Origin of the sequence: Bradyrhizobium sp. HKCCYLRH3073 (assembly GCF_051167995.1) — a bacterium.
Classification (GTDB): domain Bacteria; phylum Pseudomonadota; class Alphaproteobacteria; order Rhizobiales; family Xanthobacteraceae; genus Bradyrhizobium.
Genome location: NZ_JBNPUD010000027.1, coordinates 1 through 15,252 on the forward strand (window position 1 = coordinate 1; position 15,252 = coordinate 15,252).

The 15,252-nt window shown below is 64.6% G+C and carries 16 protein-coding genes, 1 pseudogene and 1 riboswitch; of the genes and pseudogenes, 4 read left to right on the plus strand and 13 right to left on the minus strand.

From position 1 onward, the window contains the following. Positions 1-135: 135 nt before the first annotated feature. Complete coding sequence (locus ACQR1X_RS31925) at positions 136-1,674, minus strand: benzoate-CoA ligase family protein (protein ID WP_434900311.1); 1,539 nt, start codon at positions 1,672-1,674, stop codon at positions 136-138. A gap of 109 nt (positions 1,675-1,783) precedes the next feature. Between ACQR1X_RS31925 and ACQR1X_RS31930 the strand changes: the two genes are divergently transcribed. The 3 genes from ACQR1X_RS31930 (at position 1,784) to ACQR1X_RS31940 (ending at position 3,444) form a co-directional block, all read left to right on the plus strand. Then, positions 1,784-2,704, plus strand: coding sequence for a helix-turn-helix transcriptional regulator (locus tag ACQR1X_RS31930; protein ID WP_316218744.1), 921 nt, complete (start codon positions 1,784-1,786; stop codon positions 2,702-2,704). Positions 2,705-2,831: 127 nt separating this feature from the next. After that, on the plus strand, positions 2,832-3,182 hold the full coding sequence (locus ACQR1X_RS31935; RefSeq protein WP_315801608.1) for a PilZ domain-containing protein: 351 nt from the start codon (positions 2,832-2,834) through the stop codon (positions 3,180-3,182). 4 nt (positions 3,183-3,186) lie between these two features. Further along, positions 3,187-3,444 carry a hypothetical protein gene (locus ACQR1X_RS31940; protein WP_434900312.1) on the plus strand — a complete coding sequence of 86 codons (258 nt, stop codon included), beginning with the start codon at positions 3,187-3,189 and terminating at the stop codon, positions 3,442-3,444. A 2-nt stretch (positions 3,445-3,446) separates the two neighbouring features. Here ACQR1X_RS31940 and ACQR1X_RS31945 read toward each other — a convergent pair. The 5 genes and pseudogenes from ACQR1X_RS31945 to ACQR1X_RS31965 all read right to left on the minus strand — a co-directional run. Then, positions 3,447-3,815: pseudogene (locus ACQR1X_RS31945) on the minus strand (hypothetical protein); the annotation flags it as partial. Between the two features lie 143 nt (positions 3,816-3,958). Then, complete coding sequence (locus ACQR1X_RS31950) at positions 3,959-5,164, minus strand: arginase family protein (RefSeq protein WP_315801610.1); 1,206 nt, start codon at positions 5,162-5,164, stop codon at positions 3,959-3,961. A 40-nt stretch (positions 5,165-5,204) separates the two neighbouring features. Beyond that, entirely contained in the window at positions 5,205-5,978 is a 774-nt protein-coding gene (locus ACQR1X_RS31955) for an ABC transporter ATP-binding protein (RefSeq protein WP_315801611.1), read from the minus strand. Continuing rightward, positions 5,978-6,799 carry an ABC transporter permease gene (locus ACQR1X_RS31960; RefSeq protein WP_434900313.1) on the minus strand — a complete coding sequence of 274 codons (822 nt, stop codon included), beginning with the start codon at positions 6,797-6,799 and terminating at the stop codon, positions 5,978-5,980. Before ACQR1X_RS31960 ends, ACQR1X_RS31955 begins: the two co-directional genes overlap by 1 nt. Before the next feature lie 146 nt (positions 6,800-6,945). Then, on the minus strand, positions 6,946-8,016 hold the full coding sequence (locus ACQR1X_RS31965; RefSeq protein ID WP_434882503.1) for a putative urea ABC transporter substrate-binding protein: 1,071 nt from the start codon (positions 8,014-8,016) through the stop codon (positions 6,946-6,948). A 74-nt stretch (positions 8,017-8,090) separates the two neighbouring features. After that, positions 8,091-8,192: riboswitch (guanidine-I (ykkC/yxkD leader) on the minus strand. 219 nt (positions 8,193-8,411) lie between these two features. On the opposite strand from ACQR1X_RS31965, the gene ACQR1X_RS31970 reads away from it, so the two are divergent. Beyond that, a complete protein-coding gene (locus ACQR1X_RS31970; RefSeq protein WP_434900314.1) occupies positions 8,412-8,747 on the plus strand; it encodes a hypothetical protein in 336 nt (111 codons plus the stop codon). Positions 8,748-8,757: 10 nt separating this feature from the next. Here the strand turns inward: ACQR1X_RS31970 and ACQR1X_RS31975 are convergent, their stop codons facing one another. The 7 genes from ACQR1X_RS31975 to ACQR1X_RS32005 form a co-directional block, all read right to left on the minus strand. Further along, positions 8,758-8,910 (minus strand): transporter, encoded by a 153-nt coding sequence (locus ACQR1X_RS31975; protein ID WP_434900315.1) that lies wholly within the window; start codon positions 8,908-8,910, stop codon positions 8,758-8,760. 188 nt (positions 8,911-9,098) lie between these two features. Continuing rightward, positions 9,099-9,803, minus strand: a complete 705-nt coding sequence (locus tag ACQR1X_RS31980) for an ABC transporter ATP-binding protein (RefSeq protein WP_315801771.1) — start codon at positions 9,801-9,803, stop codon at positions 9,099-9,101. A gap of 16 nt (positions 9,804-9,819) precedes the next feature. Next, positions 9,820-10,590 carry an ABC transporter ATP-binding protein gene (locus tag ACQR1X_RS31985; protein ID WP_434838128.1) on the minus strand — a complete coding sequence of 257 codons (771 nt, stop codon included), beginning with the start codon at positions 10,588-10,590 and terminating at the stop codon, positions 9,820-9,822. Further along, positions 10,583-11,530 (minus strand): branched-chain amino acid ABC transporter permease, encoded by a 948-nt coding sequence (locus ACQR1X_RS31990; RefSeq protein ID WP_434874030.1) that lies wholly within the window; start codon positions 11,528-11,530, stop codon positions 10,583-10,585. The genes ACQR1X_RS31985 and ACQR1X_RS31990 overlap by 8 nt, the downstream gene beginning before the upstream one ends. Then, the gene (locus ACQR1X_RS31995; protein ID WP_315801618.1) at positions 11,527-12,444 is read right to left on the minus strand and encodes a branched-chain amino acid ABC transporter permease; all 918 of its coding nucleotides are present in this window, start codon (positions 12,442-12,444) and stop codon (positions 11,527-11,529) included. The genes ACQR1X_RS31990 and ACQR1X_RS31995 overlap by 4 nt, the downstream gene beginning before the upstream one ends. A 145-nt stretch (positions 12,445-12,589) precedes the next feature. Further along, positions 12,590-13,759, minus strand: a complete 1,170-nt coding sequence (locus ACQR1X_RS32000) for an ABC transporter substrate-binding protein (protein WP_434900316.1) — start codon at positions 13,757-13,759, stop codon at positions 12,590-12,592. 263 nt (positions 13,760-14,022) lie between these two features. Continuing rightward, a complete protein-coding gene (locus ACQR1X_RS32005; protein WP_315801620.1) occupies positions 14,023-15,243 on the minus strand; it encodes an ABC transporter substrate-binding protein in 1,221 nt (406 codons plus the stop codon). Positions 15,244-15,252: the final 9 nt, after the last annotated feature.

Sequence of the window (15,252 nt, forward strand, 5' to 3'; positions counted from 1 at the left end):
GGGGCCACCCCAACTTGCCAAAAACCCACAACAGTTGAGCCTCGCAATATGCGGAAGCTGAACCGGACAGTCGTGGGTCAAGCCCGGCCATGACGACAACTAAAAGCAGGGCCTACTTACGGGCAGGAAGACCAACTATTGGTTCGCCCCCTCGCGCAGCTTGAAGCGCTGGATCTTGCCGGTTGCGGTTTTCGGCAAGGATTCCACCACCTCGATCCAGCGCGGATATTTCCACGGGCCGATCTTCTGCTTGACGTGCTCCTTCAGTGCCTCATGCAGGGTCGAGCGATCGACGCTCGGGCGCAGCACGACATAGGCCTTCGGCTTCAGCAGGCCTTCCTGATCGGCTTCCGGCACCACGGCGGCTTCCAGCACGGAGGGATGCGTAATCAGGGCGCTCTCGACCTCGAACGGCGACACCCAGATGCCGGAGACCTTGAACATGTCGTCGGAGCGGCCGCAGAAGGTGTAGCGTCCATCGGCGTCGCGGACATATTTGTCGCCGGTGCGCGTCCAATAGCCCTCGAACGTCGAGCGGGTCTTGTGGCGCTGATTCCAATAGCCCTCGCCGGCGGACGGCGCATGCACCAGCATCTCGCCGACCTCGCCGTCCGGCACGCCCTCACCGGCCTCGTTGACAAGACGAACCTGATAGCCCGGCACGGGGCGGCCCGATGAGCCGTATTTGATGTCCCCGGGCACGTTGGACAGGAAGATGTGCAGCAGCTCGGTCGAGCCGACGCCATCGAGAATGTCGACGCCGAAACGCGCCTTCCAGGCATTGCCGACCGATTCCGGCAGCGCCTCGCCGGCCGAGGTGCAGATGCGCAGAGCGCTGCCGGCCTTCTCATGGCGCAGCGACTCATCGTGCAGCATCGCGGCGAACAAGGTCGGCACGCCGTAGAAGATGGTCGGATTGTAGCGGTTGAGGAGCTTGAACATCAGCGCCGGCGTCGGACGCTCGGAATTGAGGATCGTGGTGGCACCGACAGAGAGCGGGAAAGTCAGCGCATTGCCGAGGCCATAGGCGAAGAACAGCTTTGCGGCTGACAGACACACATCGCTCTCGCGGATGCCGAGCACCTGGCTGGCATAGGTCTCCGCCGTCGCGGCGAGATTGCCGTGCAGATGGCGCACGCCCTTGGGCATGCCGGTCGAGCCCGACGAATACAGCCAGAACGCCGGCTCGTCCTCGTGGGTGGCGACCGTGTCGAACTGATCGCTCTCGCGCGCGAGCTCCTCGGTGAGCAGCTTGTGGCCGAAGGCATTGGCGCCGGAGACCACGACGCAATCGAGATCCGGCATCCGGCCGACAATGTCCTTCACCACCGGATACAGCGCCTCGGACACGAACAGCACGCGGGCGCGGCAGTCGGCCAGCACATAGGCGTATTGCTCCGAGGTCAGCAGCGTGTTGAGCGGCACCGGGACGATGCCCGCGCGCATGGCGCCAAGAAACACCGCGGGGAAATCCACCGTATCGAGCATGATCATCGCCACGCGCTCCTCGCGGCGGACGCCAAGGCGACGCAGCATGTTGGCGACGCGGCAGGTCTGCTGCTGCAAACCGCGATAGCTCAGCTCGGAGACCGTGTCCGTGTAGGCGAGCTTGTCGCCGCGCCCCGCCTCGACATTGCGGTCAAGCAACCACGATACCGCATTGTACGACTTCACGGCATTCTCCCCGGATTTTTGAATTATAATTCATACAAGGCCACCAACATCGCTTGCTGTCAATCCTCCCCGGCATTATGTTTCCTGCTCAAAAGAGTACCTCAGGGATATGACGCCACACAGCGATGCCCCGCGCGACGACGGCCAGTCCGCGGCCGAGACGGATTTCCTCGACCAGCTGGGCCAGCGGGTGCGGCGGATGCGCGGCCTCGCCGGCATGTCTCGCAAGGTGCTGGCCGAGGTCTCCGGGATTTCCGAGCGCTACATCGCCCAGCTCGAGAGCGGCAAGGGCAATGTCTCGATCGTGCTGCTGCGCCGCATCGCCAACGCGATCAACGCGCCGCTCGACGACATCATCCCCGGCGGCGAGCCATCGCCGGACTGGCCAGTCATTCGCGATCTCCTGAAGAAGGCGAGCCCGAGCCAGATCGCCGAGGTCAAGGAGCTGCTTGCCGGCGGCGCATCGGCGCCCCTGCGGCGTTCGTTCTCGGGCATTGCGCTGATCGGCCTGCGCGGTGCCGGCAAGTCGACGCTCGGCAAGATGCTGGCGGAGCGGATCGGCTGGAGCTTCGTCGAGCTGAACAAGGAGATCGAGCGGCAGAACGGGCTATCGGTCGCCGAGATCATCGCGCTCTACGGCCAGGAAGGCTTCCGCCGCATGGAGCAGGCCGCGCTGGTGCAGCTGCTCGCGCGCAAGGAGCCGATGGTGCTGGCGACCGGCGGCGGCATCGTCTCGGAGCCGGTGACCTTCGACCTGATCCTGACCTCGTTCTACACGATCTGGCTGAAGGCCGAGCCGGAGGAGCACATGGGGCGCGTGCGCAAACAAGGCGACCTCCGCCCGATGGCCGACGACCGCTCGGCGATGGCCGAGCTGCGCAACATCCTCGCCAGCCGCGAGCCGCTGTACGCAAGGGCCAACGCCGTCGTGGATACAGCGGGCCTGTCGGTCGACGCGGCCGCCGCGCGGCTGGGGGAAGCTGTGAAGCCGGTCATCGCCAAAGAGGCCAGGATGTTTGCGCGAGGGTGAACGCGCGCAACGTCAATGCCGGCACATCCCGGCATGCGTTAACCACCGCCGTCATTTTCATACCGCCGATGGTGGCCACACACCCTCCGATTGCTTAATAGATCGTTAAGTGACTGGAGGACGTGTCATGGACAACCGTCGCAACGAGGCCCGCCAACGCGTCTACTATGGCGGCGTTCTGACATTCAACGCCGGCTGCTCGACGCTCGCCTGCGTCGTGCGCAACTTCAACAACCGAGGCATCAAGATCGAGTTGGAAGGGAGCGTGCTGCTGCCCGACCGCGTCGACGTCACGATCGAACGGCGCGGATGGTCGCGGCCGGCCCGCATGGTGTGGCGCGACGGTGCCGGCGCCGGCCTCGCCTTCGACAAGGAGAGCGAGGTCGTCTCGCTGGAATGGGCTCGCACGCTGCGCGACCGCGAACGCACCAACAAGCGGCTCAAATCCCGCCTCGAACAGATTCTGTCGGGGTACTGAGCTGATGTCCGAGGTCTCGCGAGACCGAGACGACCTGCTGCTTGCAGCTCCCGATGCGCCGCAGAGCCCCGCTCGCGCTGCCGAGCGCCGGCCGCGGCTGGCATGGCTGCGGCGCGTCGCCCTCCTGCTCGCCGCTCAATATGTCATCATGCTGCTGATCGGCATCGCAGCGGCGTCCACCGTGCGATCCTATGTGCTGCCGGAGGTCGTCGACCGCTTCGAGGCCCTCGCAGCGGCGCTCAAGCGAACGCCGCTGCGGTAAGCTCATTCCATTTCCCGCAGCTCCGCGTAGGTGAGCGGCTTGAGGCTGGCGCCATCGAAATAGACGAAGCGCAACCGGCGGCGGCGTGAGACGAAGTTCGACGGCAGCGGATCGTAGCGGAAGGTGCCGCCGCCGAGATGCGGCGTCAGGCTGCCGACATCGGTCAGCGCGTCGATCTCGACGCGCAGCAGCTTGAGGCTCGTGCCGTCGCGCAGGATCTCGAACGGAACCCGCGCCAACCGCAGGAAGCTGGTCGGATCCGGCGCGGCGATGAAGCCGTCGACAAAGGCAGCCTCGACCTTGTCGAGATCCGGTTCGGCCGCCGCGGCGGGCTTGGCGCCGTCCGGTTGATGCGGCGTCTGCCACTGTACCGGCGAGCGGCCGCCGTGGGGATGGTTGTGACCGGGACCGTGCGGGGGGTGATCGTGGTCATGGTGGTGATCATGATCATGCGCATGGCCATGATCGTGATGATGATGGCCATGATGGTGGTGATGATGACGCATCGCGAGCCTCAGAAGCTGACCGGCTTGTTGATGATGGACTTGTGGCTGCCGAGCTTGCCGTGGGCGACCATCGAGCCGAGCGCCTCGACGACGACGCGCACGCCGATCAGCGCGGTGATGTCCGAGGTGTCGTAGGGCGGCGAGACCTCGACCACTTCGAGCCCGCACAGGCCCTCGGCGGCGACGAGGCCGAGCAGCTTCAGCGCCTCGCGCGGCAGGAAGCCGCCGGGCTCCGGCCAGCCGGTGCCGGGCACGAAGCCGCAATCGATGGAGTCGACGTCGAACGAGATGTAGACCGCGTCGGCATCCTTCCAGGCCAATTCCAGCGCGATCTCGGCGGTCTTCTCCAGGCCGATCTTCTCGATGTCGGCGATGGTCAGCACGTTGGTGTTGCGCTTGCGCGCGACCTCGACGCCCTCGCGGGGCACTTGCCAGCCGCCGATGCCGAGCTGCACAAGATTGGTCGGCGACACGTTCGGCAGGTTGGTCGCCCAGTACCAGGGCGTGGTGTGCATGCGCTCGTCGAGATCCTTCTCCTGGATGTCGATGTGGCGGTCGAAATGGATGATGCCGATGCGCTTGTCGGTGCACTGCGCGATGCCGCGAACGCAGGGGAAGCCGATCGAATGGTCGCCGCCGAGCATGATCGGCAGCGCCCCGGACGAGAACACATGCGCGACGCCGCGGCTGATCTGGTCAAAGCTCTTTTCCAGATTGGCGGGGATGGTGAAGACGTCGCCGGCATCGCACAGGGTCATCTGCTCGCGCAGGTCGACGCCGAGCTCGTAGTTGTAGGGCGTGTACAGCGCCGAGATGCGGCGGATGCCCTGCGGCCCGAAGCGGGTGCCGGGCCGATAGGTGGTGCCGGAATCGAAGGGGATGCCGATCACCGCGGCGTCGTATTTGCCGACGTCGCGGACGTTCTCGACATACGGCGCCTTCATGAAGGTGTTGATCCCGGCGAAATGCGGCAGCTCGCCGCGCGCAAAGGTCGGGATCTCGCGATCCGTCAGCGTGTCGGCGCCGGGCAAACCCATGTCGAGCGCCCATTGCTTCTCCCTGCGCCAGCCGTTGCTCGGCAGCCTGCCCTCGGCCTCCAGCGCCTGCCAGCCTTGCGTCGCCATCTTGTCGAAGTCCGGATGGTGACGCCGCATGAGCCGGCGCTGCGCGTGCAATCCGGCGCGGTGCGACCGGCGCATGAGTGGGAATGACATGGAGACTCTCCTTCGTTTCTTTCGACGTTTCTTGAACTGACTATTGCGCCGCCTGCAGGCTGGCGCGGATGAATCCGAGCACCGGCACGGCGCTGTCGCGGGTGAGATCGAGGTCGTAGGTGATGCGCGCGCCGAAGCGCTCGGGCGCCTGCGGATCCTTGCGCGGGCGGTCGAGCGCGATCAACCGGGTGGCGAGGCCGAACGCCTCCTTGATATCGTGGGTGACCATCACGATGGTCATGTTGTGCTCGCGCCACAACGGCTTGATCAGCCCATGCATCTGCGCACGGGTGCCGGGATCGAGCGCGCCAAAGGGCTCGTCGAGCAGCAGCACGCGCGGCTGCTTCGCCAGTGCCTGCGCGATCGCCAGCCGCTGCTGCATGCCGCCGGACAGCGCGCTCGGATATTTGTCGCGATGCTCGGCCAGGCCGACGGCCTCGATCAGCGCGCGGCTCTTCTCCATCGCCTCCTTGCGCGCCGACCCGAATAGCCGCGCCGTGAACGGGCTGCCGGCAAGCTCATAGCCGAGCAGCACGTTGCCGAGCACGGTCAGATGCGGGAACACCGAGTAGCGCTGGAACACGATGCCGCGGTCCGGCCCCGGCTCGGCCGGAAACGGCTGTCCATCGAGCAGCACCGCGCCCTGGGTCGGCCTCTCCTGGCCGAGGATCAGGCGCAGGAAGGTGCTCTTGCCTGCACCTGAAGGGCCGACGATCGACAGGAAGGTGCCGGAGGCGATTTCGAGATTGATGCGCTCGAGCACGACCTGGTTGCCATATTCGACCCAGACGTTGCGGAAGGACAGCGTGCTCATCAGCGGCTCCCTCGCGCATAGGCCCAGGGAAAGGCGCGCCGTCCGAACCAGACCAGCGCATAGTCGAAGATGTAGGCGAGCAGCGTGATCCAGACGACGTAAGGCAGGATCACGTCCATCGACAGATAGCGCCGGACCAGGAAGATGCGGTAGCCGAGCCCGACATCGGAGGCGATCGCCTCGGCCGAGATCAGAAACAGAAAGGCCGGACCGATCATCAGCCGCAGTCCCTGGATCAGCCGCGGCATGATCTGCGGCAGCACGACGCGGATCGCGACCTGCCAGGTCGAGGCGCCCAGGGTCTGCGCCTTGATCAGCTGCTCGCGCGGCATGTTCTGCACCTCGAGCGAGAGGTCGCGCACCAGGGTCGGCGTAACGCCGATGATGATCAGCACCACCTTGGACAGCTCGCCGAGGCCGAACACGATGAACAGAACCGGCAGCACCGCCATCGGCGGGATCATCGACAGTACCGCAATCAGCGTGTCGAAGCCGGCGCCGGCGATCGGAAGCAAGCCGATGGCGAGTCCGAGCACGAGGCCGATGACGGCGGCAATGCCGAGCCCGAGCGCGAGCCGCTGCAGGCTCGCGGCCGTGTCCGACCACAGCACGTAGTCGCCGGAGCGACGATCCGGCTCGGTCGCGAGCCGCTTCGAGGTCGCGACCATCTCGGAGACCGGCGGCAGCAGCTTGTCGTCCGGATTGTCCGCACGCCGCTGCGCCGACCCCACCACGTAGATCAGCGCGATCAGCAGGAACGGCAGCAGCGCCAGCAACAGCCGGCTGCCCCGGTTCGGGACGACGTTCATCGCACGCGTCATGGATGGCTCCCTAACTCCTCATGGTGAGGAGGCGCGCAGCGCCGTCTCGAACCATGAGGCCCACCTCGGCCTCACCCTTCGAGACGCTTGCTGACGCAAGCTCCTCAGGGTGAGGGGTGACACGAGTTGCGCAGCGGACAGACGGCTCAGAGCTTCCCGTCGGCGGCCATCTTCATGAAGGTCGGATCGAAGCGCAGCTTGACATTGCCGGCCGCGCCCAGCGTCTTCGTTGGCGTGGAGATGCCGACCGCGTCCTTCGACTTCACGTTCTCGCCAAGCAGGTTGTGATCGAAGCAGAAGGTGCGCACGAGATCCATGATCTTCGGCAATTCCGGTCCGGTCACGAAGGCGAGCGCGTCCTTCGGCTCATAATACATGAACGTGGTCTTGAGCTGGGTCTCGAAACCGGCGAGATCGGTGCCCGACAGCTTGGCCATGGCCTCGCGCGCGGCCTTGCCCTTCTCGCTCTGGTCCTTCATCAGCGCGATGGTCTCGTACCAGATGCCCACCAGCGCCTTGCCGAGCTCGGGATTGTCCTTGAGCGTCGCACTGTTGACGACCATGAGATCCTCGATCTCGCCGGGGATCTTGCTGGAGTCGAACACCAGCGTCGCGCCAGGCTCGGCCTTCACCTCCAGCAGCTGCGGATTCCAGGTGACCACGGCCGTCGTGTCCGGCGACTTCGCGGCGGCGACGATGTCGGCGTCCGAGGTGTTGACCGTCTTGATGTTCTTCTCGGACAGCTTCGCGGTCTCGAGGCCGCGCGCCAGCAGATAATGCGACACCGAGAGCTCGACGAGGTTGACCTTCTGGCCCTTGATGTCGGCCATGGTCTTGCCCTTCTTGAGCACGACGCCGTCATTGCCGTTGGAGTAGTCGCCCATGATGATGGCCGACGTGTCGACGCCGCCGGCAGCGGGGATGGTCAGCGCATCCATGTTGGTGACGGTGACGCCGTCGAACTTGCCGGCGGTATACTGGTTGATCGATTCGACGTAGTCGTTGATCTGCGTGACCTTGATCGTGATGCCGTATTTGTCGGCCCACTTCTTGACGATCCCGGACTCGGCCGCATAGGGCCACGGCATCCAGCCGACATAGATCGTCCAGGCGATGTTGAATTCCTTCTTCTTCTCGGCTGACGCTGGTGACAGCGACGCGGTCGCCAGCGTCGATGCCGCGAGCAGGGCAACAAACAGATTTCGCGCTTTGAACATGTCCAGTCCCTCATCGGTTTTCTGACCGCGGACTGGCATGAAGAACCTCGTGCCTGCCAAGCGCGGCCACTGAGGTCTCCCGGGTTTTTATCCCGCCGTGCACCAGGGCTCTCCCCTGGCGGCTGCTCTCGGACCAGCGTTCTCGACCGAGAACCGGAACCCTAGCTGCCAACTCTAGGCAACGAGGGGAGCAATCCGCGTGCCAGGGAAAAATGCTTGCGATTCAACGGAACCGGCGGCACGCTATGCTCAAAAATCCGGCACTCAGAATTGTTCTTGGGCGAGGTGGCGCATCAGCCGACGCCGGCCATGCAACGACAGCATGAACCGTCCGGCGCACGGGGGCGACATTATCAGGCCGGCACGTCAGTCGCAGTGGTTGGAGTCTCGTTGATATGATCAGGTCTTCCGGGATCGCATTGGCAATCATTCTGGCTCTCAGTTTCGCCGCCGATGCAGCCTTCGCGCAGAGCGCGCCCGCTCCCGATACGCCGACGCAACCGGCTCCCGCCGCGAGCCCTGCCCCCGCAGCCACTCCCGCGCCGGCCGCTTCGACCGAGAAGCCCGGCGACGCCAAGCCCGCCGGCGAGGCGACCGCACCGAAGAAGAAGCGAACGAGGACCAGCACGCGCAAGGAAGTCGAGGACTCCCTGCGCAGCGGCACGGTGCCGTCGCGCTATCGCAGCCGGGTGCCGAAGGAGTACCAGAAGTACATCCCGTTCGCGCGATGAGCGCGGAGGCCTAGAGCGGCGGCGTCATCTTCACGATGACTCCGACGATCAGCATGAAGGCGAGACAAAGCGCCGTCTCGAGGTCGGAATGAGCAGACCAGAAGCTGCGCAGACTGGCCGCGGCCTTTTTCGGTGCTTCGATTCGGAGATGAGGTGCACGCATTTGCTCAACCTCTGGTAAAAAGGCAAAACAAAATACTACCCTGAAGAATAGTCTCGTCCACGCCGTGCCTCAATGCGGAAAAAATCAGCGCATGTCAGCACGCCCATGAAATCTACGCTCCTTGCGCGACGCGATCTTGATTTGAGTCAATCCGCTTCCACGTCGTCATCGCCGGCAGCGCGCCGCCCTCAAATACCGAGATAACGGTGCTGCAGCTCCGGCTCGGCCATCAGTTGGTCCGACGTGCCGTGCCACACGGTGCGGCCACGCTCGATGATGTAGTGGCGGTCGCAGATGCGGGTCAGATGCTCGACATTCTTGTCGATCACCAGGATCGACTGCCCGCGCGATTTCAGCAGCGACAGGCAGTTCCAGATCTCCTCGCGGATCAACGGCGCCAGCCCCTCGGTCGCCTCGTCGAGAATGAGGAGTTTTGGGTTGGTCATCAGCGCCCGGCCGATCGCCAGCATCTGCTGCTCGCCGCCGGAGAGCTGGTTGCCCATGTTGCTGCCGCGTTCGGCGAGCCGCGGAAACAGCGCGTGGATCTTGTCGAGCGTCCAAGGATCGGACGCGCCGAGCCGGTTGGCCGAAGCCGCTACGAGATTCTCGGTGACGGTCAGATTCGGAAAGATCTGCCGTCCCTCCGGCACCAGGCCGATGCCGAGCTGGGCGATCCTGTAGGACGGCAGCTTTCGCGTCTCCTGGCCGCTGAAGCGGATCAGGCCGGCGCGCGCCTGGGTCAGGCCCATGATCGATCGGATCGTGGTGGTCTTGCCCATGCCGTTGCGGCCCATCAGCGAGACCATCTCGCCGGGACGGATCGCCAGCGACAGGCCGAACAAGACCTGACTCAGGCCGTAACAGGTCTCGATGCCGTCGACCTCGAGCAGCATGGCGCTTGTCCCCAGATCAACCATGGCCGACCACCACATGCTGATCGCCGAGATAGGCGCGCTTGACCTCCTCGTTCTGCCGGATCTCGTCCGGCTTGCCCGAGGCGATGATGCGGCCATAGACCAGCACCGAGATGCGGTCGGCGAGCGCGAACACCGCCTCCATGTCGTGCTCGACCAGCACGATCGAGACCTCGTCGCGCAGCTCATTGAGCAGCTTCACCATGCGCTGCGACTCGGTCACCCCCAAGCCGGCCATCGGCTCATCGAGCAGCAGGAGCTGCGGCTTGGTCGCGAGCGCGACCGCGAGCTCCAGCTCGCGCTGCTCGCCATGGCTGAGCTTCGAGACCAGCACGTCGGCGCGATGGCCGAGACCGACGCGCTCCAGCGCGGCGTGCGCGGCGGCGCGCAGCGGCTTGTCCTTGCGCGCGGCTGCGAAGAAACGGAACGAGTGCTTGCCGTCATGGGCTTGCGCCGCCAGCGCGACATTGTCGGCCGCGGTGAAGTCGGTCAGCAGCGAGGTGATCTGGAACGAACGCGCCAGCCCCAGTGCGCTGCGCTTATAGGCGGGGAAATGCGAGATGTCGCGGCCACCTAAGAAAATGCGCCCCGCATGCGGCGCCAGGTGGCCGGTGAGCTGGCTGATCAGCGTGGTCTTGCCGGCGCCGTTCGGCCCGATGATGGCGTGGATCTCGCCCTTGGCAACGTCCAGGCAGACGTGATCGGTGGCGACGATGCCGCCGAACCGGCGCACGAGATTGTCGACGCGAAGCAACGGCTCAGCCACGGTTCAACCTCCCGAGCATGCCCATGATGCCGCCGCGGCCGAACAGCACGATCAGGAGCAGCAGCGGCCCCATGATCAGCGCCCAATATTCGGTGATCTGCGACAGCACCTCTTCCAGCACGAGGAACACCACCGCGCCGACGACCGGCCCCATCAGGGTGCCCATGCCGCCGAGGATGACCATCACCATGAGATCGCCGGAGCGGGTCCAGTACATCACGGCAGGGCTGACGAAATCGGTATTGTTGGCAAGCAGTGCGCCGGACAGGCCGCACAGCATGCCGGCGATGACGAAGCACACCAGCTTGTACCGCTTCGACGGGAAGCCGATCGCCTGCATGCGCTGCTCGTTGGAGCGCAGGCCCTGCAGCACGAGGCCGAAGCGCGAATTGACGATGCGCCAGATCAGCACCACGACGGCAAGCAGGCAGAACAGGCAGAGATAATAGAACTGCACGCGGTTGCCGAGGTTGATCAGGCCACCGAAATCGCTGCGCTTGTAGACGGTGAGCCCATCATCCCCGCCGTAACGGGCGAGGCCGGACGCGACGTAGTAGGCCATCTGCGCGAAAGCCAGCGTGATCATGATGAAATAGACGCCGCGGGTGCGCAGGGAAAGCGCACCGATCACCAGCGCATAGAGCGCCGACACCGCGATCGCCACCGCGAACTGCGCCCAGCCGGAGCCGATGCCTTCCTGCGCCAGGATGCCGACGGCGTAGCCGCCGATGCCGAGATAGGCGGCATGGCCGAAGCTCATCATGCCGCCATAGCCCATGATGAGGTTGAGGCTGACGGCCGCCAGCGCCAGGATCACGATGCGGGTGAACAGCGTGAGGATGAAAATGTTGCCGGAGAGGTTGGAATAGACCGGCAGCAGCACCAGGCCGGCCACGATGAGTGCGGCCACGAGGCTTGAGACGTTGAGCTGTGATTTCATCTGCGGTTGGCCGGAAACAGACCTTCAGGCCGCGCCACCAGCACGATCGCCATCAGGAGATAGATCAGCATCGACGACATCGCCGGTGCCGCCGTGGACGCCGCCGCCGAGTTCAGCACCTGGCGCAACAGGTTTGGCAGGAAGGCGCGGCCCATCGTGTCGATCAGGCCGATCATGATCGCGGCGATGAAGGCGCCGCGGATCGAGCCGATGCCGCCGATCACGATCACGACGAAGGCAAGGATCAGGATGTTCTCGCCCATGCCGATCTGCACGGTCAGGATCGGCGCCTGCATCAGCCCGGCGAGGCCCGCGAGCGCGGCGCCGAGGCCGAACACCAGCGTATAGAGCAGCTTGATGTTGATGCCGAGCGCACCGATCATCTCGCGGTTGGAGGCGCCGGCGCGGATCAGCATGCCGATCCGCGTCCGCATCACCCCGAGATAGAGCAGCAGCGCCACCAGGAGCGCCACGACGATGATGGCGAGCCGATAGGCGGGATATTGGATGCCGGGCAGGATCGTGACCGGGAAGGCGAGCCAGGACGGCAGCGGCAGCGCCAGTCCCGCCGGGCCCCAGATCAGCCGGACGGCCTCGTTGAAGAAGAGGATCAGGCCGAACGTCGCGAGCACATGGTCAAGGTGATCACGCCCATAGAGATGGCGCAGTGCCGTGAATTCGAGCACGATGCCGAGCAGAAGCGTGGCTCCGAGCGCCATGACCGCACCGAGCACGAAGCTGCCGGTCCAGGCCACGAACGTCGCCGCGAAATAGGCGCCCATCATGTAGAGCGAGCCGTGGGCGAGGTTCACGAAGTCCATGATGCCGAACACCAGCGTCAGGCCGGCGGCCAGCAGGAACAGCAGCAGTCCGAACTGCAGCCCGTTCAGGAATTGTTCGACGACGAGAAGCATGCCCCTCACTTCACGCTTAAAAAGACGGCGGCAGAACCCGTTCCAGGCGCTGCCGCCATGTCCGTCCCGATCTTAGGCCGGAGATGTTTTAAGCTTCAAGCAAATTCCAGGCCTGTTTCGGCCGCTGGCTCGGAATTCTTTTCGCTCACTTCATCGGGCACTTGTCGTGGAAGCGGTCCTGGTCGTTCTCGACGATGGTGGCGACCGTCTTCAGCGAGAGCTGGCCGTCGGTGTCCTTGACCACGTCCTGCAGGTAGAAGTTCTGGATCGGGATGTGGTTGTTGCCGAATTTGACGGAGCCGCGCAGCGACTTGAAGTTGGCCTTCTCCATCTCGGCCTTCATCGCGTCCTTCTTGGACGTGTCGCCCTTGACCGCAACCACGGCGCTGTTGATCAGCTGGGCCGCGTCATAGGCCTGGGCGCCGTAATAGGTCGGACGCAGGCCGGTGTATTTCTTGCGGTAGTCGGCGACGAACTTCTTGTTCTGCTCGTTCGGCAGGTCGTTGACCCATTCCTGGGCGCCGGGCACGCCGATCGCATTGTCCTTCTGCAGCGGCAGCGACAATTCGTCGACGGTGAAGGCGGTGTAGAGCGGCATCTTCTCCTTGAGCCCGGCCTGCGCGTATTGATTGAGGAACTGCACGCCGGCCGCACCTGGATAGAACACGAAGATCGACTCGGCGCCGGAGGCGCGCGCCTTGGAGAGCTCGGCGGAGAAGTCGAGCTGGCTCGGCCACACCGTGTATTCCTCGCCGACGACCTGGCCCTTGAAGGTGCTCTTCACGCCGGCCAGCATGTCCTTGCCGGCGGCATAGTTCGGGCCGATCAGGAACACCGACTTGACGCCCTTCTGGTTCATGTAGAGGCCCATCGCGGCGGGCGTCTGGTCGTTCTGCCAGGAGGTCGAGAACACGTAAGGCGAGCACAATTCGCCGGCGAGCTGCGACGGGCCGGCATTGGCCGAGATCAGGAAGGTCTGGGAATCCACCGCGGTCTTCAGCGAGGCCAAGAGCACGTTCGACCAGATGTAGCCGACGATGAAGTCGACCTTGTCGGACTGCACCAGCTTCTCGGTCTTCTGCTTGCCGACGTCAGGCTTCTGCTGGTCGTCCTCGTAGATCACCTCGACCGGCTTGCCGTCGATCTTGCGGCCGAGATGGTCGAGCGCGAGCTCGAACGAGTTGCGCATGTCGTTGCCGATCACGGCGGTCGGACCGCTGAACGTCGAGACGAAGCCGATCTTGATGGTGTCGCCGGCAAAGGCCGTGCTCGAAAACAGCAGTGCCGCGGCGCTCGCCAGCCAGAAGCTCTTCATGGTCTTCCCTCCCCTCAAACAAATTCGTTCTTATCGTTGTTTCGTCGCCGCCACGCAGCAGCACGACCCGCGGCGGCGTTTCGCCGCAGCATCCGTCGCGCGGTGCTCATCCTGCGCGCGATCGGCCCATGCACCATAATTCCCGGAAACGGGCAAAGGCAAGAACTATAGTGCTTGTTAAGGATACTGCAGCACAGCAGAAGCCGGCCGCGTCAGCATGACACGGCCGGCTGGGATGCTCGTCATGGCACCCGCAAAGAGCGTCACTTCACCAGCGCGCAACCACCTTCAGCGATCGGACGAAACGCCTGCTCGGCCGGGATCGTCGAGACCAGACGATAGTAGTCGTACGGATATTTCGACTCCTCCGGCTTCTTCACCTCGAACAGATACATCGGATGCACCACGCGGCCGTCGGCGCGGATCATGGTGTCGCCAAACAGCTTGTCCTTGCCCTTCACCGTCTTCATCTGCGGAACGACGTCCTTGGCATCGTCGCTGCCGGTGGCCGCAACCGCATTGAGGTAGGCAAGCGTCGAGGCATAGACGCCGGCCTGGTTGCCGCTCGGCATCTTGCCGTTCATGCCGGGGCGCGCCGCGAAGCGCTTGGCGAAGGCGCGGGTGTCGTCGTCCATGTCCCAGTAGAACGCTTCGAGCAGTTGCAGGCCCTGCGCCGCCTTCAAGCCCATGCCGTGGATGTCGTTGATGAAGAGCAGGAACGCGACCAGCGACTGACCGCCCTGCTGGATGCCGAACTCGGACGCCTGCTTGACCGCGTTGATGGTGTCGCCGCCAGCGTTCGCCAACCCGATGACTTTCGCCTTGGAGCCCTGCGCCTGCAGCAGGAACGAGGCGAAGTCCGTCGTACCGAGCGGATGCTTCGCCGAGCCCAGCACCTTGCCGCCGTGCTTCTCGATGTAGTTGGTGGCCTCCGCCTCGATGCCCTGGCCGAGCGCGTAGTTGACCGTGATGAAGTACCAGTCCTTGCCGCCACGGCCCATCATCGCGGCCGCCGTGGTGTTGCCGGTCGCCCAGGCGTCGTTGACCCACTGGATGGTGTTGGGCGAGCACGCCTTGCCGGTGAGATCGGAGCTTGCGGTCGACGAGGCCAGGAAAGTCATGCGGCTGTTGCGCAGCAGCTCGTTGACCGTGAGGCCGACGGCCGAGTTGGGCACGTCGACGACGGCATCGACCTTGTCGACATCGAGCCATTTCCGCGTGATCGCCGAGCCGACATCGGCCTTGTTCTGGTGATCGGCATAGACGATCTCGACCTTGATGCCTTTGCCGCCGCCGTTGAAATCCTCCGCCGCCATGCGCGCGGCCTCGACCGAGCCCATGCCGTTGGTGTCCTGGAAGATGCCGGAGATGTCGTTGAGCACGCCCACGCGCACGACGTTGTCTGAGATCTCGCCGGCGGATGCTCCGGCCGAGACGCCCAATGATGCGGCCAGCGCGAGCGCACAGGTCCTGAGTTGCTTCATGTGTTCCTT

Coding starts and splice junctions, on each gene's coding strand:
- ACQR1X_RS31950 (WP_315801610.1), bottom strand. CDS start 5,164: ATGTCATTCCCACTCATGCGCCGGTCGCACCGCGCCGGATTGCACGCG.
- ACQR1X_RS31970 (WP_434900314.1), top strand. CDS start 8,412: ATGATCAGGTCTTCCGGGATCGCATTGGCAATCATTCTGGCTCTCAGT.
- ACQR1X_RS31975 (WP_434900315.1), bottom strand. CDS start 8,910: ATGCGTGCACCTCATCTCCGAATCGAAGCACCGAAAAAGGCCGCGGCC.
- ACQR1X_RS31980 (WP_315801771.1), bottom strand. CDS start 9,803: ATGCTGCTCGAGGTCGACGGCATCGAGACCTGTTACGGCCTGAGTCAG.
- ACQR1X_RS32000 (WP_434900316.1), bottom strand. CDS start 13,759: ATGAAGAGCTTCTGGCTGGCGAGCGCCGCGGCACTGCTGTTTTCGAGC.
- ACQR1X_RS31990 (WP_434874030.1), bottom strand. CDS start 11,530: ATGAAATCACAGCTCAACGTCTCAAGCCTCGTGGCCGCACTCATCGTG.
- ACQR1X_RS31935 (WP_315801608.1), top strand. CDS start 2,832: ATGGACAACCGTCGCAACGAGGCCCGCCAACGCGTCTACTATGGCGGC.
- ACQR1X_RS31930 (WP_316218744.1), top strand. CDS start 1,784: ATGACGCCACACAGCGATGCCCCGCGCGACGACGGCCAGTCCGCGGCC.
- ACQR1X_RS31960 (WP_434900313.1), bottom strand. CDS start 6,799: ATGACGCGTGCGATGAACGTCGTCCCGAACCGGGGCAGCCGGCTGTTG.
- ACQR1X_RS31995 (WP_315801618.1), bottom strand. CDS start 12,444: ATGCTTCTCGTCGTCGAACAATTCCTGAACGGGCTGCAGTTCGGACTG.
- ACQR1X_RS31940 (WP_434900312.1), top strand. CDS start 3,187: ATGTCCGAGGTCTCGCGAGACCGAGACGACCTGCTGCTTGCAGCTCCC.
- ACQR1X_RS32005 (WP_315801620.1), bottom strand. CDS start 15,243: ATGAAGCAACTCAGGACCTGTGCGCTCGCGCTGGCCGCATCATTGGGC.
- ACQR1X_RS31955 (WP_315801611.1), bottom strand. CDS start 5,978: ATGAGCACGCTGTCCTTCCGCAACGTCTGGGTCGAATATGGCAACCAG.
- ACQR1X_RS31965 (WP_434882503.1), bottom strand. CDS start 8,016: ATGTTCAAAGCGCGAAATCTGTTTGTTGCCCTGCTCGCGGCATCGACG.